General features: G+C 71.6%; 20 protein-coding genes and 1 riboswitch. Of the genes, 10 read left to right on the plus strand and 10 right to left on the minus strand.

From position 1 onward, the window contains the following. Window positions 1-74 precede the first annotated feature (74 nt). A complete protein-coding gene (locus tag AS97_RS14460) occupies window positions 75-440 on the minus strand; it encodes an Rv2175c family DNA-binding protein (RefSeq protein WP_059143438.1) in 366 nt (121 codons plus the stop codon). Window positions 441-543: 103 nt separating this feature from the next. Continuing rightward, on the minus strand, window positions 544-1725 hold the full coding sequence (locus AS97_RS14465; protein WP_247204805.1) for an FAD-dependent oxidoreductase: 1182 nt from the start codon (window positions 1723-1725) through the stop codon (window positions 544-546). Between the two features lie 352 nt (window positions 1726-2077). After that, window positions 2078-2191: riboswitch (TPP riboswitch) on the plus strand. 57 nt (window positions 2192-2248) lie between these two features. Between AS97_RS14465 and thiO the strand changes: the two genes are divergently transcribed. The 5 genes from thiO (at window position 2249) to pknB (ending at window position 7162) form a co-directional block, all read left to right on the plus strand. Next, the gene (thiO, locus tag AS97_RS14470; RefSeq protein WP_059143436.1) at window positions 2249-3436 is read left to right on the plus strand and encodes a glycine oxidase ThiO; all 1188 of its coding nucleotides are present in this window, start codon (window positions 2249-2251) and stop codon (window positions 3434-3436) included. Further along, complete coding sequence (gene thiS, locus AS97_RS14475; protein ID WP_059143435.1) at window positions 3433-3633, plus strand: sulfur carrier protein ThiS; 201 nt, start codon at window positions 3433-3435, stop codon at window positions 3631-3633. Before thiO ends, thiS begins: the two co-directional genes overlap by 4 nt. A 7-nt stretch (window positions 3634-3640) precedes the next feature. After that, complete coding sequence (locus tag AS97_RS14480; RefSeq protein WP_079059281.1) at window positions 3641-4522, plus strand: thiazole synthase; 882 nt, start codon at window positions 3641-3643, stop codon at window positions 4520-4522. Window positions 4523-4675: 153 nt separating this feature from the next. Next, a complete protein-coding gene (locus AS97_RS14485) occupies window positions 4676-5134 on the plus strand; it encodes an SRPBCC domain-containing protein (protein WP_059143483.1) in 459 nt (152 codons plus the stop codon). Window positions 5135-5221: 87 nt separating this feature from the next. Further along, window positions 5222-7162: a Stk1 family PASTA domain-containing Ser/Thr kinase gene (gene pknB, locus AS97_RS14490; RefSeq protein ID WP_210565026.1), complete on the plus strand. Its 1941-nt coding sequence runs from the start codon at window positions 5222-5224 to the stop codon at window positions 7160-7162. 159 nt (window positions 7163-7321) lie between these two features. On the opposite strand, the gene AS97_RS14495 is transcribed toward pknB, so the two are convergent. Continuing rightward, complete coding sequence (locus tag AS97_RS14495) at window positions 7322-8131, minus strand: maleylpyruvate isomerase family mycothiol-dependent enzyme (protein ID WP_059143433.1); 810 nt, start codon at window positions 8129-8131, stop codon at window positions 7322-7324. Between the two features lie 80 nt (window positions 8132-8211). On the opposite strand from AS97_RS14495, the gene AS97_RS14500 reads away from it, so the two are divergent. Beyond that, window positions 8212-9096: a deoxyribonuclease IV gene (locus tag AS97_RS14500; protein ID WP_247204370.1), complete on the plus strand. Its 885-nt coding sequence runs from the start codon at window positions 8212-8214 to the stop codon at window positions 9094-9096. Window positions 9097-9184: 88 nt separating this feature from the next. Continuing rightward, the gene (locus AS97_RS14505; RefSeq protein WP_210565027.1) at window positions 9185-9688 is read left to right on the plus strand and encodes a DUF4396 domain-containing protein; all 504 of its coding nucleotides are present in this window, start codon (window positions 9185-9187) and stop codon (window positions 9686-9688) included. Window positions 9689-9713: 25 nt separating this feature from the next. Here the strand turns inward: AS97_RS14505 and AS97_RS14510 are convergent, their stop codons facing one another. Continuing rightward, the gene (locus tag AS97_RS14510; RefSeq protein ID WP_059143431.1) at window positions 9714-10337 is read right to left on the minus strand and encodes a sulfite oxidase-like oxidoreductase; all 624 of its coding nucleotides are present in this window, start codon (window positions 10335-10337) and stop codon (window positions 9714-9716) included. A 157-nt stretch (window positions 10338-10494) separates the two neighbouring features. On the opposite strand from AS97_RS14510, the gene bfr reads away from it, so the two are divergent. Beyond that, a complete protein-coding gene (bfr, locus tag AS97_RS14515) occupies window positions 10495-11019 on the plus strand; it encodes a bacterioferritin (RefSeq protein ID WP_059143430.1) in 525 nt (174 codons plus the stop codon). A 39-nt stretch (window positions 11020-11058) separates the two neighbouring features. Here bfr and AS97_RS14520 read toward each other — a convergent pair whose 3' ends face one another. Both AS97_RS14520 and AS97_RS14525 read right to left on the minus strand, forming a co-directional pair. Next, window positions 11059-11337 (minus strand): (2Fe-2S)-binding protein, encoded by a 279-nt coding sequence (locus AS97_RS14520; RefSeq protein WP_059143429.1) that lies wholly within the window; start codon window positions 11335-11337, stop codon window positions 11059-11061. A gap of 140 nt (window positions 11338-11477) precedes the next feature. Next, window positions 11478-12827: a 3-deoxy-7-phosphoheptulonate synthase class II gene (locus tag AS97_RS14525; protein WP_059143481.1), complete on the minus strand. Its 1350-nt coding sequence runs from the start codon at window positions 12825-12827 to the stop codon at window positions 11478-11480. A 168-nt stretch (window positions 12828-12995) separates the two neighbouring features. Here AS97_RS14525 and AS97_RS14530 point away from each other — a divergent pair, with 168 nt between their 5' ends. Both AS97_RS14530 and AS97_RS14540 read left to right on the plus strand, forming a co-directional pair. Next, window positions 12996-13583 carry a Uma2 family endonuclease gene (locus AS97_RS14530; protein WP_059143428.1) on the plus strand — a complete coding sequence of 196 codons (588 nt, stop codon included), beginning with the start codon at window positions 12996-12998 and terminating at the stop codon, window positions 13581-13583. A gap of 185 nt (window positions 13584-13768) precedes the next feature. Continuing rightward, window positions 13769-15712: an anthranilate synthase family protein gene (locus tag AS97_RS14540; RefSeq protein ID WP_059143427.1), complete on the plus strand. Its 1944-nt coding sequence runs from the start codon at window positions 13769-13771 to the stop codon at window positions 15710-15712. Window positions 15713-15810: 98 nt separating this feature from the next. On the opposite strand, the gene AS97_RS14545 is transcribed toward AS97_RS14540, so the two are convergent. The 4 genes from AS97_RS14545 to AS97_RS14560 all read right to left on the minus strand — a co-directional run bounded on the left by AS97_RS14545 (window position 15811) and on the right by AS97_RS14560 (window position 19734). Further along, the gene (locus AS97_RS14545; protein ID WP_086708526.1) at window positions 15811-16839 is read right to left on the minus strand and encodes a 6-phosphofructokinase; all 1029 of its coding nucleotides are present in this window, start codon (window positions 16837-16839) and stop codon (window positions 15811-15813) included. Between the two features lie 179 nt (window positions 16840-17018). Further along, entirely contained in the window at window positions 17019-17699 is a 681-nt protein-coding gene (locus AS97_RS14550) for a response regulator transcription factor (RefSeq protein WP_059143425.1), read from the minus strand. After that, window positions 17696-18982 carry a DUF5931 domain-containing protein gene (locus AS97_RS14555; protein WP_269137987.1) on the minus strand — a complete coding sequence of 429 codons (1287 nt, stop codon included), beginning with the start codon at window positions 18980-18982 and terminating at the stop codon, window positions 17696-17698. The genes AS97_RS14550 and AS97_RS14555 overlap by 4 nt, the downstream gene beginning before the upstream one ends. Window positions 18983-19008: 26 nt before the next feature. Continuing rightward, a complete protein-coding gene (locus AS97_RS14560; protein ID WP_210567213.1) occupies window positions 19009-19734 on the minus strand; it encodes a lysophospholipid acyltransferase family protein in 726 nt (241 codons plus the stop codon). Window positions 19735-19796 lie beyond the last annotated feature (62 nt).

The following is a 19796-nucleotide window of genomic DNA, read 5'->3' on the forward strand; positions in this document are numbered from 1 at the left end:
GCCCTGTACACACCCCGTACGAGCTGAGTACGAGCCCCGTACGGAAGGCAGCGGAAGGCTGGGCGGGAGCGGCGTCAGACGGCGAGCGCCTGCGCGCGCCGCTTCACTTCCGTACCGCGATTCTCGCCCAGGGCCCGTGCCGGGGTGCCGGGCAGGCTCGGGTCGGGGGTGAAGAGCCACTCCAGCATCTCTTCGTCACTGAAGCCGTCGTCCTTCAACAGCGTCAAGGTCCCCACGAGGCCCTTGACGACCTTTCCGTCGACGATGAACTCCTCGGGCACCTGAAGCACCCTGTTCTCGCCACGGCGCACCGCGATCAGCTGGCCCTCCTTGACCAGCTGCCGGACGCGCGTCACCTCGACACCGAGTCGCTCGGCGACGTCGGGGAGGGTGAGCCAGGCGGGGACGAGAGCATCGATCTTTGCGTCAATCTCGGTCACGGAACAAGCCTGCCATCTGGGACTGACAGTGGGTAGCCGGGCGCCCGCCGCGCGGGCCGCTTCGGCCCGCCCCGGACACCCCGTCCGCTGACCGGCCGGCCGGTCAGCGGACGGCCGACTTCAGCGGCACCGACGGGTCCTCGGCCCGCGTCCGGTCCAGCCGGGCGCCGCGCTCGATCAGCTTGCGCCCCTGGGCCAGATCGCGCGGACGGCCGACGGCCAGCAGGGCGACCAGGGCGCCCTCGCGCAGCCAGCACACCGACCACGCGGCACCGGCCGGATCGCCGCGCCAGACCAGTTCGTCGGCCCCCGAATGGTGCCCGGCGTACTGCACGAAGCGCCCGAACTGCTCGGACCAGAAGTAGGGCACCGGGTCGTAGACCGCGCCGGGGAAGTGGGCGGCCGTCCGGCTCCCGACCACGTTGGCGGCCACGGTGCGCGGCCCCTGCAGCGCGTTGTCCCAGTGGTGCACCAGCAGCCGCGTGCCGTAGCGGGCGGACGGGAAGGAGGCGCAGTCGCCGACCGCGTAGACGTCCGGCGCCGAGGCCCGCAGCCGGTCGTCGGCGGCGACGGAGCGGTCCTCGGCCAGCTCCACGCCCGAGCCCGCGAGCCAGTCCGTGGCCGGCCGGGCCCCGATCCCGACCACCACCGCGCCCGCCCGCAGCCGGGTGCCGTCGCCGAGCACCAGCCCGCTCTCGTCCACGGCGGCCACCCGGGCGCCGGTCACCAGCCGGGCGCCGTAGTCCTCGTACCAGGCCGCCATGGGGGCCGCGACCTCGGCCGGCAGGGCGCCCGCCAGCGGCCGGTCCGCGGCCTCGACGACGGTCACGGCGCAGCCCGCCTCGCGCGCCGCCGTGGCGAACTCCGCCCCGATCCAGCCCGCCCCCACGACCGCGATCTCGCGCTGCCGGGCGAGCACCGGGCGCAGCCGCACCGCGTCGTCCAGGGTGCGCAGCAGATGGACGCCGGGCACGCCCTCGCTGCCCGGCAGCGGGACCGGCTCGGCGCCGGTGGCGATCACCAGGACGTCGTACGGGAGCTGTCCGGTCGCGGTCTCGACGAGCCGCTCGTCCGTGCGGAGCCCGGTCACCTGGACGCCGAGCCGCAGCGCGATGCCGAGCCCGGCGAAGTCCACGTCGAGCGTCGATCCCTCGGCCTTGCCGAGCAGCACGGCCTTGGACAGCGGCGGCCGGTCGTAGGGCTGGTGGGTCTCCGCGCCCAGCAGGACGATCTCCCCCGTCCAGCCCTGTTCGCGCAGCGCGACGGCGGTCTGCACCCCCGCCATGCCCGCTCCGACGATCACCACCCGCTGTTCGCCGCCGCCGCTCGAGGACGGCTTCGTCGTCGTCTCATCGCTCACACGATCACTGTATTGCGGCTGGTGGGGCGGACCGCAGAGGGCGAAGGGAGATCTCGGGCACAGAGAGGAGGGGGCGGTGGATGGGAGTGCGGGTCGGTGGGCGCCTTCGGCGGGTGGTCCTCCCCCACCCCGCCCCTTCCCGAACCGAAGGGGCTCCGCCCCCTCGGCCCCCGCCGGGGCTCCGCCCCGGACCCCGCTCCTCACACGCCGGAGGGGCTGGATCGCGGCGGGTGGCTGGGCTTTCGGGGGGTTCGGGGCTCGTACTAGGGTGGCGGGACAGAGCACTCGCGGGAGCCCGGACGTACCGGGCTGAGAGGGAAGCTGAAACGGCCTCCGACCGTACGAACCTGATCCGGGTCATGCCGGCGAAGGGAGGGGCAGCGTGTCCACGCACGCACCAGGTCACGACGACCGACCACACACCTCAGGGCTTGACGGCCGACCATCCGTGGGCGGACCGCCCGACGGGCGCTACGACGCCCTCGTCATCGGGGGCGGCATCATCGGGCTGGTCACGGCCTGGCGGGCGGCCCAGCGGGGGCTGCGCACCGCCCTCGCCGACCCGGCGCCCGGCCGGGGAGCCGCCTGGGTCGCGGCCGGGATGCTGGCCGCCGTCACCGAGCTTCATTACGGCGAGCAGACCCTGCTCGGGCTCAACATGGCCTCCGCGCGCCGCTATCCGGACTTCGTGGCCGAGCTGGAGGAGGCGAGCGGCCAGGACGTGGGACACCGCGCGTGCGGCACGCTCGCCGTGGCGTTCGACGCCGACGACCGCGCCCAGCTGCGCGAGCTCCACACGTTCCAGCAGGGGCTCGGGCTGGAGTCCGAGTGGCTGACGGGGCGTGAATGCCGCCGCCTGGAACCGATGCTCGCACCGGGCGTACACGGCGGGCTGCGGGTCTCCGGCGACAACCAGGTCGACCCGCGGCGGCTGACCGCGGCGCTGCTCACCGCGTGCGAGCGGGCCGGGGTCGCCTTCCACCGCGCCCGCGCGGAGCGGCTGCTGCTGGACGGCGACCGCGCCACCGGGATCGAGCTGACCGGGAGCACGCGCCTGACCGCCGAGCGGACCGTACTGGCCGCCGGCAGCCTCAGCGGACGGCTCGCGGGCGTCCCCGACGACGTCCTGCCGCCCGTACGACCCGTCAAGGGGCAAGTGCTGCGGCTGTCGGTACCCGAGCGGTACGCGCCGTTCCTCTCCCGGACCGTACGGGCCGTGGTGCGCGGCGGGCCGGTCTACCTGGTGCCGCGCGAGAACGGCGAGCTGGTCATCGGCGCGACCAGCGAGGAGCTGGGCTGGGACACCACGGTCACCGCGGGCGGGGTGTACGAACTGCTGCGGGACGCCCATGAGGTGGTGCCCGGCATCACCGAACTGCCGCTGGTGGAGACGTGTGCCGGGCTGCGCCCCGGCTCCCCCGACAACGCCCCGATGCTCGGCCCGACCGCGCTGCCGGGGCTGCTGCTGGCCACCGGCCACCACCGCAACGGCGTCCTGCTCACCCCGATCACCGGCGATGTCATGGCCGAGGCGCTGACGAGCGGAGAACTCCCGCCGGAGGCCCGGCCGTTCACCCCGCGGCGCTTCGCGGCCCCCGCAGCCACCCCCTCCCCAGCACAGGAGCAGCACCCATGACCGTCTCCGTCAACGGCGAACCCCGCGAGGTCCCGGACGGGACCACCCTCGACCGGGTTGTCGCGACCCTCACCCAGGCGCCCTCGGGCGTCGCCGCCGCCGTCAACGAGACGGTCGTCCCACGCACCCAATGGCCCGCGACCCCGCTCGGCGACGGTGATCGCGTCGAGGTCCTCACCGCGGTCCAAGGAGGCTGATCCACCCATGGCTCCCACCACGACCACCACGACCACCACACCCGTCACCACCGCCACGACCACCCCGAACGCCCCGGGCCGGGCGCCCCTCGCCGCCCCCGACCCGCTCACCATCGCCGGGACCGACTTCGGCTCCCGTCTGATCATGGGCACCGGCGGCGCTCCCAGCCTGGACATCCTGGAGCGCTCGCTGCTGGCCTCCGGCACCGAGTTGACGACCGTCGCGATGCGGCGGCTCGACCCCACGGTGCAGGGCTCGGTGCTCTCCGTGCTCAACCGGCACAACATCCGCCCGCTCCCCAACACCGCCGGGTGTTTCACCGCCGGTGAGGCCGTGCTCACCGCCCGCCTCGCCCGGGAGGCCCTGGGCACGGACTGGGTCAAGCTGGAGGTGGTCGCCGACGAGCGCACCCTGCTCCCCGACCCGATCGAACTGCTGGACGCCGCGGAGACGCTGGTCGACGACGGGTTCACGGTCCTCCCGTACACCAATGACGACCCGATCCTGGCCCGGAAGCTGGAGGACGTCGGCTGCGCCGCGATCATGCCGCTCGGCTCCCCGATCGGCTCCGGTCTCGGCATCCGCAATCCGCACAACTTCCAGCTGATCACCGAGCGCGCCACCGTGCCGGTGATCCTGGACGCCGGCGCGGGGACGGCATCGGACGCCGCCCTGGCCATGGAGCTGGGGTGCGCGGCGGTGATGCTCGCCTCGGCCGTCACCCGGGCCCAGGAGCCGGAGCTGATGGCGCGGGCGATGCGGCACGCGGTGGAGGCGGGCCGGCTGGCCCACCGGGCGGGCCGGATCCCGCGCCGCCACTTCGCCGAGGCGTCGAGCCCGGCCGAGGGCCTGGCGGCTCTGGACCCCGAGCGCCCGGCGTTCGGCTAGGCCCTGTCCGGGCACGGCATCCGCCGGCCTCGCGTCCGAGCCCGGCCCCCGCCGGGGCCCCGCTCCTCACCCGCCGGAGGGACTGGATTGACGGCCCGGCTCGGCCCTCTACCGTGGATTGAGGGAGCAGCGCACAGCGCGGAGGTGGTCGCCGTGACCGTGACCGTGGACGACCGGATCGAGCGCGAGGTGTACGTACCGGCGCCGATCGACCGGGTGTGGCGGGTGCTGACGACGCCCGAGCACATCCGCGTCTGGTACGCCCCCGGCGGCTGCGAGATCGATCCGCACCCCGGCGGGAGGCTCCGGTTCCGGTGGGACGAATACGGAGAGTTCCACGGTCAGGTCGAGCGGGCGGTCCCCGACACGCTCTTCCGCTTCCGGCTGGCCCTGGAACCCGATCACGCGCCCTCGGACCCCGGGGAGGCGACCCTGGTGGAGTTCGCGCTCTCCCCCGAGGGGCAGGGCACCCGGCTGCGGCTGGCGGAGAGCGGTATCCGCGCCCTGGCCGTCCCCGACGACGCCAAGGCCAAGCACGCCGAATACGCCACGCTGTCCTGGACCTCCGCGCTCGAGGAACTGGCCGCGATCGCCGCCGCGTCGCACAACTGACCCGCGGGTGTCACCGTTCCGCTGCAGTACCCGCCCCACCTGGGGCGGCCGGTCATGGCTCATATCGATGCCTCGTAGACTTCCCCCGTGGATACGACCCTCCAGGACCCCCTCGTCGGGCAGGAGCTCGACGGCCGCTACCGCGTTGAGGCGCGGATCGCCGTTGGCGGGATGGCGACGGTCTACCGGGCCGTCGACACCCGGTTGGACCGTGTGCTCGCCCTGAAGGTAATGCACCAGAGCCTCGCCTCCGACGCCGCCTTCGTCGACCGGTTCATCCGTGAGGCGAAGTCCGTCGCGAGACTCGCGCACGCCAATGTGGTCGCCGTCTACGACCAGGGAGCAGACGGCGGCCATGTCTATCTGGCCATGGAATACGTCGCGGGCTGCACCCTGCGCGATGTGCTCCGCGGGCGCGGGGCGCTGCATCCGCGCGCCGCGCTGGACATCCTGGAGCCGGTGCTGGCGGCGCTCGGGGCGGCCCACCGCGCCGGTTTCGTCCACCGCGACATGAAGCCCGAGAACGTGCTGATCGGGGACGACGGCCGGGTCAAGGTCGCCGACTTCGGCCTGGTCCGGGCGGTGGACACCAACACCAGCGCGTCCACCGGCACCGTCCTCGGCACCGTGTCGTATCTCGCGCCCGAGCAGATCGAGCACGGCACGGCCGACCCCCGCGCCGATGTCTACGCCTGCGGTGTGGTGCTGTACGAGATGCTGACCGGCTCCAAGCCGCACGGCGGCAGCACCCCGGCGCAGGTCCTCTACCAGCATCTGAACCAGGACGTCCCGCCGCCGTCCGCGCTCGCGCCCGGGGTCGCCCCCGAGCTGGACGCGCTGGTCGCCACAGCCACCGCGCGCGCGGCCGAGGGGCGCCCCGTCGACGCCGTCGCGCTGCTGGGCTCGACCCGCGCGGTGCGGGCCGCGCTGACCGACGACCAGCTGGACGCGGTGCCCCCGCAGGCCAGGGAGGACACCTCGGCCGGTGCCGAGAACCGTACGACGGTGATTCCGCGCCCGGCGGCGGCCGTCGACGACGAGCAGGAGCTGCTCAACCACACCAGCCGTCTGGAGCTGCCGCCGGAACCGCCCCGCCAGCAGGGGCATGACCGGCGCGGCCGGGGCGGGATGTCGCGCCGCGGGATCGTGACGATCGTGGCCGCGGTGCTGCTGGCCATCGCCCTCGCCGCCGGTGTCTGGTACGTCAGCGCCGGCCAGTTCACCGAGGTCCCGCCGGTGCTGCGGAAGACCCAGGCGGAGGCGGAGAAGAAGCTGCACGGCGCCGGGCTCGATGTGAAGGTCGTCAACGAGTTCAGCGATGTCATCCCCAAGGGCAAGGTCATCGGTTCCAAGCCCGGTCCGGGCGAGCGCGTCCGCGACACCGGCACCGTGACCATCCGGGTCTCCCAGGGGCCGCCGCGGGCCGAGGTGCCCAATGTGGTGGGCATGCCGCTGGCCGAGGCCAAGCGGAAGATCGCGGACCAGGGGCTGACGATCGGCAAGGTCATCCGCCGCTTCAGCAGTGAGACGGCCCGGGACTCGGTCCTCTCCACCAGCCCGGTCTCCGGCTCCGTGCGCCGTCCCGAGACGCCGGTGTCGATCGTGGTCAGCAAGGGCCGGCCGATCGACATCCCGGACGTGGTGGGTGATTCGGTCGACGAGGCCCGGTCCGAGCTGGAGGACGAGGGCTTCAAGGTGAAGATCGCCGAGCGGCAGGTGTTCTCGGAGGAGGACAAGGGCTCGGTCGCCGAGCAGTCCCCCTCGGGAGACGGAGACGCAGAGGGCGCCAAGGGCGACACGGTCACACTGACCGTCTCCAAGGGCGTGCAGATGATCGAGGTGCCGGACGTCACGGGTATGACGGCCGACGACGCCAAGGCGCAGCTCGAGGGGGCCGGCTTCAAGGTGGACGTCGAGAAGGCGCTGCTGTTCCCCGGGGACAAGGTGCAGGACCAGTCGGTGGACGGCGGGGACGAGGCGCCCAAGGGGAGCACGATCACCATCAAGCTCAAGGGCGGCGTGTTCTAGGGCCACCCAGCTTCCAGGGCCCTTGCTTCCAGGGCCCTTGCTTCCGGGGCCCCTGCTTCCGGGGCCTCTGCCCAGCGGCCTTGCGGCTGCCGGACGGCGAGCGCGACCGTCCGGCAGCGGACCCCCTTGGCTCCAGGCGGTCAGCTTGGCTCCAGGCGGTCAGCCGAAGCTGACCCGCTCCAGCCAGAAGTCGAGCAGCTTCTCATCGCCCAGGATCTCGACGCCCGCGCTCCGGGCCGGGCGCCGCTTGTAGATGATCAGCAGCAGGTCGGTCAGCGGCCCGCGCACCGCGACCGCGGCCTTCTCATGCGCCCGCCGCCAGATGATCGCGTCACCGGTGAGGTCGACCACCCACTCCGCCGCCACCTCCGGTGCGGTGTCGGTGGCGTGGAGGTGGAGGGTGCGGCCGGGGCCGAGCAGCTCGCGCATCCAGGGGTGGACCTCGAAGTGCATCGGCAGCGAGCCGAGTGCCATCCACTCGTCGATCCCGTCCAGGGCGACCTCCTGGTCGAGGGTGTACTCCGCGCCGAGGGCCAGGACCGCGTCGGCCCGGTGGAGCGCCGTCTCATGGGTGAAACGGCGGGCGTAGAAGTCCGCGCGCCCTCCGGCGACCTGCCCGAAGTCCGGCACCCAGGTCCACAGCTCCGCATCGGGCCCCGCCTCGCGCAGCGTTTCGGCCAGCAGCTCGGCGCCCTCGACCAGCCAGGGGGCGACCTCGGCGGCGCCCTCCTCCGCGTACGGCGACAGATCGCGGAAGTGCTGGTCGGGCAACGCGCCCGTGGCCCGGGTCCGCACCATCTCCTCGGCCCACCGATGGGTGCCGCCGAGATGACGCAGCAGCTGCCCGACGTTCCAACCGGGGCAGGTGGGCACGGGGCGCGTCAGATCCGCGCCCTCGATCGCGCCCCGCAACAGCTGGGTCTGCGCGACGATCTCGGAGCAGCGACGGTCAAAGCTCAGCAGAGTCATACACGTCACACTAGAGGCGCCCGCTGACAGTTGGGACGGGCCCGATCACGCGGGCCCTCCTCACCTGGGAACCTTGAACTGTGAGTACGCATCGGATCCGCAATCCCATCGGTGGCCATGTCCGTGTGGCCGGTGGCCTCGCCACCGTCGGTCTGGCGCACGCCGCCGACATCGGCGCCGAGACCGTCCAGGTCTTCGTCGCCAATCCGCGCGGCTGGGCCACCCCGGCCGGTACGCCCGCCCAGGACGAGGCGTTCCGCACCGCCTGCGCCGAGCGATCCATACCGGCGTACGTCCACGCCCCCTACTTGATCAACTTCGGTTCGCACACCGAGGCCACGGCCGACCGGTCCGTGGAGTCCCTGCGCCATTCGCTCCGGCGCGGCCGGGAGATCGGTGCGCTCGGCGTCGTCGTCCACACCGGCTCGGCGACCGGGGGACGCGCGCGGGCCACGGCGATCGCGCAGGTGCGGGAGCGGATGCTGCCGCTGCTGGACGAGCTGACCCGGGACGACGACCCCTGGCTGCTGCTGGAGCCGACCGCCGGGCAGGGCACCTCGCTGTGCGCGCTGGTGGAGGATCTGGGCCCCTACGTCGAGGCGCTGGACCGGCATCCCCGGCTCGGTGTCTGCCTGGACACCTGCCATGTGTTCGCGGCGGGCCATGACCTCGCAGCGCCGGGCGGGATGAAGCAGACCCTGGACGAGCTGGTGGCCGTTGCCGGCGAGGGGCGGCTCAAGCTGATCCACGCCAATGACTCCAAGGACCTGGTCGGCGCCCACAAGGACCGGCACGCGAACATCGGCGCCGGGCATATCGGGGCGGAGCCGTTCCGCGAGTTGTTCGGCCACCCCGCGACGGACGGGGTGCCGCTGGTGGTCGAGACGCCGGGTGGACCGGACGGTACGGCGGGGCATGCGGCGGATGTGGCCCGGCTGAAGGAGTTGCGCGCCGGGGTGGCCTGAGAAAAGCCCGACCCATGGAGGAATACCCCCAGGGGGTATAGCGTTGAGCGAGATCAACCGATCACCGATCACCGCTGGGGGTACGGACATGCGGCAGCATGAGCACACGCGGAGCGGACCTTACGAGCGCCATGGACACCATGAGCACCGTAAGGGCGCGACCAGTTGGACGATGGCCGCCCAGGCCACTTTGCACTGCCTCACCGGCTGTGCCATCGGCGAGATCGCGGGCATGGCCATCGGCACGGCCCTGGCCTGGCATAACGTCCCGACCATGATCCTGGCCATCGCGCTCGCCTTCGTCTTCGGCTACTCGCTGACCATGCGGGGCGTACTGCGGGCGGGGCTCGATGTGCGCAGCGCGCTGCGGGTGGCCCTGGCGGCCGACACCGTCTCGATCACGATCATGGAGCTGGCCGACAACGGAACGATCGCCCTCTTTCCCGGCGCGATGGACGCGACGCTGTCGGACGCGCTCTTCTGGCTCAGCCTGGCCCTGTCGTTCGTGGTGGCGTTCCTGCTCACCACGCCGGTCAACAAGTGGATGATCGCGCGGGGCAAGGGGCATGCGGTGGTCCACCAGTACCACTGACCGCGACACACCGCGGCGGCCCGAACTAGAACTCCGGGCCGTCGCCCGGCTCCTCCTGGTAGGCGTAGCGCTGCTCCGCCCAAGGATCGCCGACGTTGTGGTAGCCGCGCTCCTCCCAGAAGCCGCGGCGGTCGGCGGTCATGTACTCCACGCCGCGCACCCATTTCGGGCCCTTCCAGGCATAGAGCTGGGGCACCACCAGCCGCACCGGAAAACCGTGCTCGGCGGTGAGCAGCTCCCCGTCCTTGTGCGTCGCGAAAATCGTGGTCTCCGCCATGAAGTCCGTCAGGCGCAGATTCGAGCTGAAGCCGTATTCCGCCCACACCATCACGTGGGTGACATCGGGCGCCGGCGGCGCCAGCTCCACGATCTCCAGCGCGGAAACCCCGCCCCATTCGGCGCCGAGCATGCTGAATTTGGTGACGCAGTGCAGATCGGCCACGACCGTCGAGTACGGCAGCGCCGAAAACCCTTCATGCGTCCAGCAGTGTTTATCGCCGTCCGCCGTGGCGCCGAAGACCCGGAACTCCCATCGCTCCGGCCTGAACTTCGGGACCGGCCCATAGTGCGTAACCGGCCAACCGCGCTGCAGTCGCTGCCCAGGGGGCAGCTTCGCGAGCTCCCCCTCGCGGCTTTCCGACTGACCCATGGGCTCCATGGTCTCAGACCGCCGGGGGTGGTCGTGACCAGGGCATCAGAGAGGGCACAACTCGTACTAAGCGTGCACTTACTGGACGCCCCAACAGACGCGGTGACACGATGCGCGGAACCTGCCGTTCCCGATCGGATTGGAAGGAGCCCCTCCGATGCAGGGTGACCCCGAGGTCCTCGAGTTCCTCAACGAGCAGCTGACCGGCGAGCTGACCGCGATCAATCAGTACTTTCTGCACTCAAAGATGCAGGACCACTTTGGCTGGACTCGGCTTGCCAAATACACCCGGTCGGAGTCTTTCGATGAGATGAAGCATGCGGAGCTTCTCACCGACCGGATCCTCCTCCTGGATGGCCTGCCCAATTACCAGCGGCTCTTCCACGTCCGGGTGGGCCAGACGGCGACCGAGATGTTCCAGGCCGACCGGCAGGTGGAGGTCGAGGCGATCGACCGCCTCAAGCGGGGCATCGAGCTGATGCGGTCCAAGAACGACATCACCTCGGCCAATCTCTTCGAGTACATCCTCGCCGACGAGGAACTCCACATCGACTATCTCGACACCCAGCTCGAGCTGATCGAGAAGCTGGGTGAGGCCCTCTACATCGCCCAGCAGATCGAGCAGCCCAGCGATGACCACGGCGGGGGCAACTACTCCGGGAACGGCCACCTGGGCCACTGAGCCCGGAGCGACGCCGGGAACGAGCGGCCGGGCCGCCGGTCAGGCCGCCTCGGCCGCCGTCGGCGCCGGGACGGAAGTGGCAGCGACAGCCGTCGCCGCGCTCGTCGTCGCCGTGGCCGTCGTCAGGACGACCGGGTCCAGCGCCTCGCGCCGGGGGCATGCACCGCGACCCAGCAGCGACTGGATCTTCCGCACGCACGATCCGCAGTCCGTGCCCGCCTTGCAGGCGCCGGCGATCTGGCGCGGGGTGCACGCACCCGTTTCCGCGTGCTGACGCACCTGCTGCTCGGTGATGCCGAAGCATGAGCAGACGTACACGGGCTCTCTCCAGCGAAGGCGTTGATCAGTGAGGTAACCCTTACCTTACCTGCCGCATCGGGGCCCCACAACGGACAAGGGGCGCGGATCGTTGTGATCCGCGCCCCACCTGCGTCTTTATGATCTCTACCGGATGACCCTCACTGGTCCCGGTACATCTCCGCCACCAGGAACGCGAGGTCCAGCGACTGGCTGCGGTTGAGCCGCGGGTCGCACGCCGTCTCGTAGCGCTGGTGCAGATCGTCGACGAAGATCTCGTCGCCGCCGCCCACGCACTCGGTGACATCGTCGCCGGTCAGCTCCACATGGATGCCGCCCGGATGGGTGCCGAGCCCCTTGTGGACCTCGAAGAAGCCCTTGACCTCGTCCAGCACATCGTCGAAGCGGCGGGTCTTGTGCCCGGAGGCCGCCTCGAAGGTGTTGCCGTGCATCGGGTCGCAGACCCAGACGACCTGCGCACCGGAGGCGGTCACCTTCTCCACCAGGTTGGGCAGCTTGTCGCGGACCTTGTCCGCGCCCATCCGGGTGATGAAGGTCAGCCGGCCCGGCTCGCGGTCCGGGTCGATCCGCTCGATCAGTGACAGCGCCTCTTCCGGCGTGGTCGTCGGGCCCAGCTTCACGCCCACCGGGTTGCGGACCTTCGAGGCGAACTCGACATGCGCCCCGTCCAGCTGCCGGGTGCGCTCGCCGATCCAGACCATGTGCCCGGACACGTCGTACAGCTCACCGGTGCGCGAGTCGGTGCGGGTCAGCGCCGTCTCGTAGTCCAGGATCAGCGCCTCGTGCGAGGAGAAGAACTCGACGGTCTTGAACTCCTCCGGGTCCACCCCGCAGGCGTTCATGAAGGCCAGCGCCCGGTCGATCTCGCGCGCCAGCGCCTCGTAGCGCTGACCCGACGGCGACGACTTCACGAAGTCCTGGTTCCAGGCGTGCACCTGGCGCAGGTCGGCGTAGCCGCCGGTGGTGAAGGCACGCACCAGGTTCAGCGTCGAGGCCGACGCCTGGTACATCCGCTTCAGCCGCTGCGGATCCGGGATCCGCGCCTCGGGGGTGAACTCGAATCCATTGACGGAGTCGCCACGGTATGTGGGCAGGGTCACCCCGTCGCGGGTCTCGGTCGGCTTCGAGCGCGGCTTGCTGTACTGCCCGGCGATCCGGCCCACCTTCACCACCGGGACGGATCCGGCGTAGGTCAGCACGGCGCCCATCTGCAGGAGCGTCTTCAGCTTGTTACGGATCTGGTCGGCGCCCACGCCGTCGAATGCCTCGGCGCAGTCGCCGCCCTGCAGCAGAAACGCCTCGCCCCGCGCCACGGCCCCCAGGCGGTGCCGCAGCGCGTCGCACTCGCCCGCGAAGACGAGCGGCGGATAGGACTCAAGCTCAGCGATCACATCGCGCAGAGCCGCTCGGTCCGGCCAGTCAGGCTGCTGCGCCGCGGGAAGAGACTGCCAGGTGTGGCCACCGGCGTGGGATTCAGCGTTCACGGTCACCCGCACAAGGTTACGGGGTCTCCACGGCCGTCCAGTCCGATGCCCACAGGGTGAGACATCTCCCGCCAGGCCCTGGACTCACCCACCGCATCCGAAAACTTAGGCTCGGCCGCCGGGACCGGCCAACTCCGGCCCCGCGGTAGCCCTCCCGCCGCGTACTCTTGCCCCATGAGTGCCGAGCCGCTGCCCGACTGGGTGATTCCGCCACCTGGCGGCTTCACCGCCGAGGACCTTCTGCGGCTGCCCGGACTTCCTCCACACACCGAGCTCATCGACGGGAGCCTCGTCTTTGTGAGCCCGCAGCAAAAATGGCACAGCCGGGTGATCAATCTGCTGGTCAGGGAGCTGGACCAGCAGGCGCCGGACGGTTTGCGGGCCGATCGTGAGATGACCGTGCGCCTCGCCAAGCGCCAGGCTCCCGAGCCGGACGTCATCGTGGTGACCCGTGAGGCGTACGAGCGCGACGAGCCGTCCACGTTCTACCTGCCGGAAGACATCGTGCTGGCCGTCGAAGCCGTGTCGCCGGACTCGGAGGAGCGGGACCGCGACACCAAGCCACGGAAATACGCGAGGGCCGGCATCCGCCACTACTGGCGGGTGGAGAACGACGAGGGCCGCACCGTCGTCTACACCTACGAGCGCGACCCGGCCACGGAGTGCTTCTCCCTGACCGGAATCCACCATGACAAGCTCGCGATCACGGCGCCCTTCACGGTGGACATCGACCTCACCACCATCGGCAAGCGCTCCGCCTGACCCAGTGCCCCGCTCCCTGAGGTAGTGTCCCTCCCATGTTCGCGCGACTGACCATGACCTGGTGGTGGACCGCTCATCCGGCGGCCCGCTGAATCGCGCACTCCCAAGATCTCGCGAAGGCCGCCCGAGGGGCGGCCTTCGGCGTTTCCGCGGGTCGTTCCTCATCCCGGAAGGAACCATCCGCCATGCACCACACCGCTGAGGCCGTCGTCGCCCGGCTGCTCGCCGACGACGCGCCGCCCTTCGCCCTGCTGCACCGACGCACCCCGGGCCGGGCACCCGACACCGTCGAGGTGCTGCTCGGCCCGGTCGGCGAGGTGGAGCGGCTGGCCGACATCCCGCTGCCGACCGGGGCCCCGAAGGACGGCGCGCCGGTGGCGGACGCCCTCGCGCTGGTGCCCTTCCGGCAGATCCGCGAGCGGGGGTTCGAGGTGCGCGACGACGGCACGCCGCTGGCCGTGCTGCGCCCGCGGGAGAGTTACGAGCTGCCGCTCGCCGAGGCGCTGGAGGCGCTGCCCGCGCACCGGGTGCGGGTCGAGGACGGGGCGTTCGACGTGGACGACGACGCGTACGCGTCCATCGTGAGCCGGGTCCTCGAGGACGAGATCGGCACCGGCGAGGGCGCCAACTTCGTCATCCGGCGGACGTTCCGGGGCGAGATCCCGGGCTTCGGCAGGAGCGACGCGCTCGCGCTCTTCCGGCGGCTGCTGGCCGGTGAGCGGGGCGCCTACTGGACGTATGTGGTGCGGCTGGCGGACGGGCGGACGCTGGTGGGGGCCAGCCCCGAGGTGCATGTGCGGATGTCCGGGGGGACCGTCGTGATGAACCCGATCAGCGGGACCTACCGCTACCCCGAGAGCGGGCCGAGCGCGGAGGGGCTGCTGGAGTTCCTGCACGACCGCAAGGAGGTGGAGGAGCTGTCCATGGTCGTGGACGAGGAGCTGAAGATGATGTGCACCGTCGGCGACATGGGCGGAACGGTGATCGGGCCCCGGCTCAGGGAGATGGCACATCTCGCGCACACCGAGTACGAGCTGCGCGGCCGCTCCTCGCTCGACGTCCGGGAGGTGCTCCGCGAGACGATGTTCGCGGCGACCGTCACCGGCTCCCCGGTGCAGAACGCCTGCCGGGTGATCGAGCGCTATGAGCCCCTCGGGCCGGACGGCGCCGGGCGCGGCTACTACGCCGGGGCGCTCGCGCTGATCGGCCGGGACGGCGGCGGCGCCCAGACCCTGGACTCGCCGATCCTGATCCGCACCGCCGACATCGACCCCGGGGGATCGCTGAAGGTGGCGGTCGGCGCGACGCTCGTCCGCCACTCGGACCCGCGCGGCGAAGTGGCCGAGACGCATGCCAAGGCGGCCGGGGTGCTGACCGCGCTGGGCGTGCGGCCGGCGCCCGTACGGCCCGAGGAGGCGGGCCCGCGGCCACGGCTCGCGGACGATCCGCGGGTACGGGCGGCGCTGGACGCGCGGCGGGCGGACCTGGCGCCGTTCTGGCTGCGGATGCAAGCCCTCGAGGAGCCCCAGGCCGGGGGGTTGTCCGGGCACGCCCTGGTGATCGACGCCGAGGACACCTTCACCGCGATGCTCGCGCATCTGCTGCGGACGTCCGGGCTGACGGTGACCGTGCGACGGTACGACGAGCCAGGGGTGCGGGAGGCGGCGCTCGCCCATGAGGGGCCCATCGTGCTCGGCCCCGGGCCGGGCGATCCGAACGACACCGCCGACCCGAAGATGCGGTTCCTGCGGGCGCTGGCCGCCGAGCTGGTGGCCGGGCACCGGCACGGACTGCTGGGGGTGTGCCTGGGGAACGAGCTGATCGCGGCCGAGCTGGGGCTGGAGATCGTGCGCAAGGACGTGCCCTTCCAGGGCGCGCAGGAGCGGATCGACTTCTTCGGGCGCGAGGAGACCGTCGGCTTCTACAACACCTTCACGGCGCGCTGCGACGAGGCGGCGGAGACGGAGCTGGCGATGCACCGCGTGGAGCTGAGCCGGGACCCGGTGACCGGCGACGTGCACGCGCTGCGCGGACCGGGCTTCGCCGGTGTGCAGTTCCACCCGGAGTCGGTGCTGTCCCGGGACGGGGCGGCGCTGATGGCGGAGCTGCTGGCGGGCGTGCTGGTCTGAACGACCCACCGGCCCGCAGGGCGGCGTGAGGGCGGCATGACGGTGGGCCGGGTGCGGTGAACGCGCCCGGCCCATCGCCGTACTGCACCCAGACGGCCTCAGCCGAAGAAGACCTCGGCCTCGGCGTAGAGCGAGGGATCGACGGTCTTGAGCCGTGCGGTCGCCTCGGCGAGCGGAACCCGGACGATGTCGGTGCCGCGCAGCGCCACCATCTTCCCGAAGTCCTCGTCCCGCACCGCGTCGATGGCGTGCAGTCCGAAGCGGGTGGCCAGCCAGCGGTCGAAGGCGCTGGGCGTGCCCCCGCGCTGGACATGGCCGAGGACGGTGGTGCGGGCCTCCTTGCCGGTGCGCCTCTCGATCTCCTTGGCCAGCCACTCGCCGACCCCGGAGAGCCGGACATGGCCGAAGGAGTCCAGCGAGTCGTCCTTGAGGACCGCGTCGCCGTCCCTGGGCATCGCGCCCTCGGCGATGACCACGATCGGGGCGTAGCGGATCTTGAAGCGGGACTCGACCCAGGAACAGACCTGGTCGACGTCGAAGCGCTGCTCGGGGAGAAGGATGACATTGGCGCCGCCGGCCAGCCCCGAGTGCAGGGCGATCCACCCGGCATGACGGCCCATCACCTCGACGACGAGCACGCGCATATGCGATTCGGCGGTGGTGTGGAGCCGGTCGATGGCCTCGGTGGCGATGTTGACGGCGGTGTCGAAGCCGAAGGTGTAGTCGGTGGCGGACAGGTCGTTGTCGATGGTCTTGGGCACGCCGACGCAGCGGATCCCGTAGTCGCCGGAGAGCCGGGCGGCGACGCCGAGGGTGTCCTCGCCGCCGATCGCGATCAGCGCGTCGACCTCCTGCTTGGCCAGGGTCTCCTTGACCCGCCGGATGCCGTCCTCGCTCTTGAGGGGGTTGGTGCGGGAGGAGCCGAGGATGGTGCCGCCGCGCGGCAGGATGCCGCGCACCGCGCGGATGTCGAGGGGAACGGTGTCGTTTTCGAGAGGGCCTCGCCAGCCGTCCCGGAAGCCGATGAAGTCATAGCCGTATTCCTGTACGCCCTTGCGCACGACGGCGCGGATGACCGCGTTGAGCCCGGGGCAGTCACCGCCGCCGGTCAGCACTCCGACCCGCATCGTTTCTTCCCTTCTCCCATGGAATCCCGTGATTGGGCCCGGTACGGAGAGCCACGCTAACGGTGATCCAGGTCACACGGGATGGGGCGTCAGTCGATTCCCGCGCGGATCAAGGGAGTTGGTTTGGAACTTCACCCGTACGAGGGGTGAGGCGGTATCAGGACCTCAGCCGGACGGCCTCAGGCGTCGTCCAGACCGCGCTCGATGGCGTAGCGGACCAGCTCCACTCGGTTGTGCAGCTGGAGTTTGCCGAGGGTGTTCTGGACATGGTTCTGCACCGTGCGGTGCGAGATGACCAGCCGCTCGGCGATCTGCTTGTACGACAGCCCCTTGGCCACCAGCCGCAGCACCTCCGTCTCGCGCTCGGTGAGCTGCGGGACGGCCGGCTGGTCGGCGGCGGTGGGGGCGGGCTCGCCCGCGAGCCGCCGGTACTCGCCGAGCACCAGGCCCGCGAGGCCGGGGGTGAACACCGGGTCGCCGGCCGCCGTGCGGCGCACCGCGTCCAGCAGCTCCTCGGTGCTGGCCGACTTCAGCAGATAGCCGGTGGCCCCGGACTTGACCGCCTCCAGGACGTCCCCGTGCTCACCGCTCGCGGAGAGCACCAGCACCCGCAGCTCGGGGCGGTCGGCGAGGACCTCCTTGCACACCTCGGCCCCCGGCAGCCCGGGCAGGTTGAGGTCGAGCACCAGGACGTCGGGCCCGGCCGCCTTGGCCCGGCGGACCGCCTGCGGTCCGTCCCCGGCCGTGGCCACCACGTCGAACCCGGCCTCGGCCAGGTCCCGGGCCACCGCGTCGCGCCACATCGGATGGTCGTCGACCACCATCACCGTCATCGGGCGGCCGTCGTGCTGAGCGGTCATCGTGCCGCTTCCCCCTTTGCCTTCGCCTTCTTCGCAGGCGCCTTCGGAACCGTCAACTCCACCTCGGTGCCCTGCCCCGGCGCCGAGATCCACGCGGCGGTGCCGCCCAGGTCGCGCAGACGTCCCCGGATCGACAGGGCCACCCCCAGGCGGCCCTCCGCCTCCGCGTCCGCCAGCCGCCCCTCGGGGATGCCGGGGCCGTCGTCCCGTACGGTCACCATCACGGCGTCCGGCTCGTCCTCCAGCAGGATCCAGGCGTGGGCTTCCTCCCCGGCGTGGACCCGTACGTTGTCCAGGGCGGCGCCCACGGCAGCGGCCAACTCCCCGGCGACGCCCGCCGGGAGGAGCACCGGGGCGCCCGGTTCGGAGAAGGTGACCCGGGCGCCCGCGTGCGGCGCCAGCAGGGCCCGCAGATCGCACGGGCCGCCGTCGGAGCGCTCGGGGTCGGGCGGACAGGGCGGGGCCGACGGGCCCGCCGCGTCCGGGAGACCGCCCGGGTCGGGTGCGGCGTCCGCCCCGCGCGGCGGGGTCACCAGACCGGTGGAGACCAGGGTGCGCAGCGCGATCTCCTGCTCCCCCGCCATCCGGCCCAGTTCGGCCGCCTCGCCGCCGATCGCGGCGCCGCGCCGCTGCACCATGGCGAGCACCTGGAGGACGCTGTCGTGGATGTCGCGGGCCAGCCGCTCCCGCTCCCGAGTCGCCGCCTCGATGCGCAGCGCCCGCGCGAGGGTGCGCTCACTGGCCCGGGCCACCTCGACGACGTAGCCGATGGCCACGCTCGCCACCCACACCAGCATCAGCATATGGACCGTGTCCTGGGCGAATCCGCCGCGCTCGATCACATTGGCGGCGCAGACCACGGTGGAGGCCGAGGCGCCCCAGCGCCAGCCGCCCTTGATCGCGAAGCCGAGGACCGCGCCCATCGTCCATATCGAGGGCAGGGTGGGCGTGCCCTGGACGATCCGGTCATGGGTGTCCACGAGCGGAGTGAGCAGAATGCCGGTCACCGCGATGCCGAGGTCGCCGACGAGGAACTGCCGGGTGCAGCGCTCGGCCGAGGAGACCATGCGGAAGGTGAGCGCCGTCCACAGCGTGAGCACCGCCAGATAGACGACGGCGCCGAGCGGATGGTCGTAGTCCTCGAAGGAGTAGACGCACAGGCCGAGCGCGTAGAGCAGGGTGAGCACCCGGTAGGCGGTCAGCGCCTGCCACAGCGGCTGCTCGACGGACATCCGCACCACGCGCTCGCCCCCGGCGCGCTCACCTCTGGACCGCTCCGTCAACGTCCCCCACCCCCGGTGCGGCGCGGCTAGGCGCCGGACTTGTGTTTGTCCTTCTCCTTCTCGGCCGCCTTACGGGCCGCCTCGGCGTCCGCGATCTGCCGCTTGGCGGCGGTCGCGTAGACGTCCACGTACTCCTGGCCGGAGAGCTTCATGATCTCGTACATGACCTCGTCGGTCACCGAGCGCAGGATGAAGCGGTCGCCGTCCATGCCGTGGTAGCGGCTGAAGTCCAGCGGCTTGCCGATCCGGATACCGGGCCGCATCAGCTTGGGCATGACCTTGCCGGGGGGCTGGATCTTCTCGGTGTCGATCATCGCCACGGGGAGCACCGGCGCACCGGTCGCGAGCGCGACCCGGGCCAGGCCGCCCGGCTTGCCCCGGTAGAGCCGCCCGTCGGGCGAGCGGGTGCCCTCGGGGTAGATGCCGAAGAGCTCACCCCGCTTGATCACCTCGATGCCCGCCGTGATGGCGGCCTCGCCGGCGCCCCGCGAACCCGAGCGGTCCACCGGGAGTTGGCCGACGCCCTTGAAGAAGGCCGCCGTGAGCCGCCCCTTGACCCCGGGGGTGGTGAAGTACTCCTGCTTGGCGATGAAGGTGACCTTTCGGTCGAGCATCGCGGGCAGGAAGAAGGAATCGGAGAAGGAGAGGTGGTTGCTCGCGAGGATGGCCGGCCCCTCGGCGGGGACGTTCTCCAACCCCTCGACCCAGGGCCGGAAGGTGAGCTTCAACGCGCCACCCACCGACAGCTTCATAGCGCCGTAGAACAACCGGGACCTCCTGTATCCGACGAGGAGACCTTAACCTGCCTACCCCG

The organism is Streptomyces sp. AgN23, from assembly GCF_001598115.1.
Lineage (GTDB): Bacteria > Actinomycetota > Actinomycetes > Streptomycetales > Streptomycetaceae > Streptomyces > Streptomyces antimycoticus.

What these genes read in the sequence shown, in the direction of transcription:
- AS97_RS14545 (WP_086708526.1), bottom strand. Translation starts at nt 16,839, where the DNA reads ATGCGGGTCGGAGTGCTGACCGGCGGCGGTGACTGCCCCGGGCTCAAC.
- AS97_RS14465 (WP_247204805.1), bottom strand. Translation starts at nt 1,725, where the DNA reads ATGGCGGGGGTGCAGACCGCCGTCGCGCTGCGCGAACAGGGCTGGACG.
- AS97_RS14530 (WP_059143428.1), top strand. Translation starts at nt 12,996, where the DNA reads ATGAGTGCCGAGCCGCTGCCCGACTGGGTGATTCCGCCACCTGGCGGC.
- AS97_RS14505 (WP_210565027.1), top strand. Translation starts at nt 9,185, where the DNA reads ATGCGGCAGCATGAGCACACGCGGAGCGGACCTTACGAGCGCCATGGA.
- AS97_RS14495 (WP_059143433.1), bottom strand. Translation starts at nt 8,131, where the DNA reads ATGACTCTGCTGAGCTTTGACCGTCGCTGCTCCGAGATCGTCGCGCAG.
- AS97_RS14550 (WP_059143425.1), bottom strand. Translation starts at nt 17,699, where the DNA reads ATGACCGCTCAGCACGACGGCCGCCCGATGACGGTGATGGTGGTCGAC.
- bfr (WP_059143430.1), top strand. Translation starts at nt 10,495, where the DNA reads ATGCAGGGTGACCCCGAGGTCCTCGAGTTCCTCAACGAGCAGCTGACC.
- AS97_RS14510 (WP_059143431.1), bottom strand. Translation starts at nt 10,337, where the DNA reads ATGGGTCAGTCGGAAAGCCGCGAGGGGGAGCTCGCGAAGCTGCCCCCT.
- AS97_RS14560 (WP_210567213.1), bottom strand. Translation starts at nt 19,734, where the DNA reads ATGAAGCTGTCGGTGGGTGGCGCGTTGAAGCTCACCTTCCGGCCCTGG.
- thiS (WP_059143435.1), top strand. Translation starts at nt 3,433, where the DNA reads ATGACCGTCTCCGTCAACGGCGAACCCCGCGAGGTCCCGGACGGGACC.
- AS97_RS14480 (WP_079059281.1), top strand. Translation starts at nt 3,641, where the DNA reads ATGGCTCCCACCACGACCACCACGACCACCACACCCGTCACCACCGCC.
- AS97_RS14540 (WP_059143427.1), top strand. Translation starts at nt 13,769, where the DNA reads ATGCACCACACCGCTGAGGCCGTCGTCGCCCGGCTGCTCGCCGACGAC.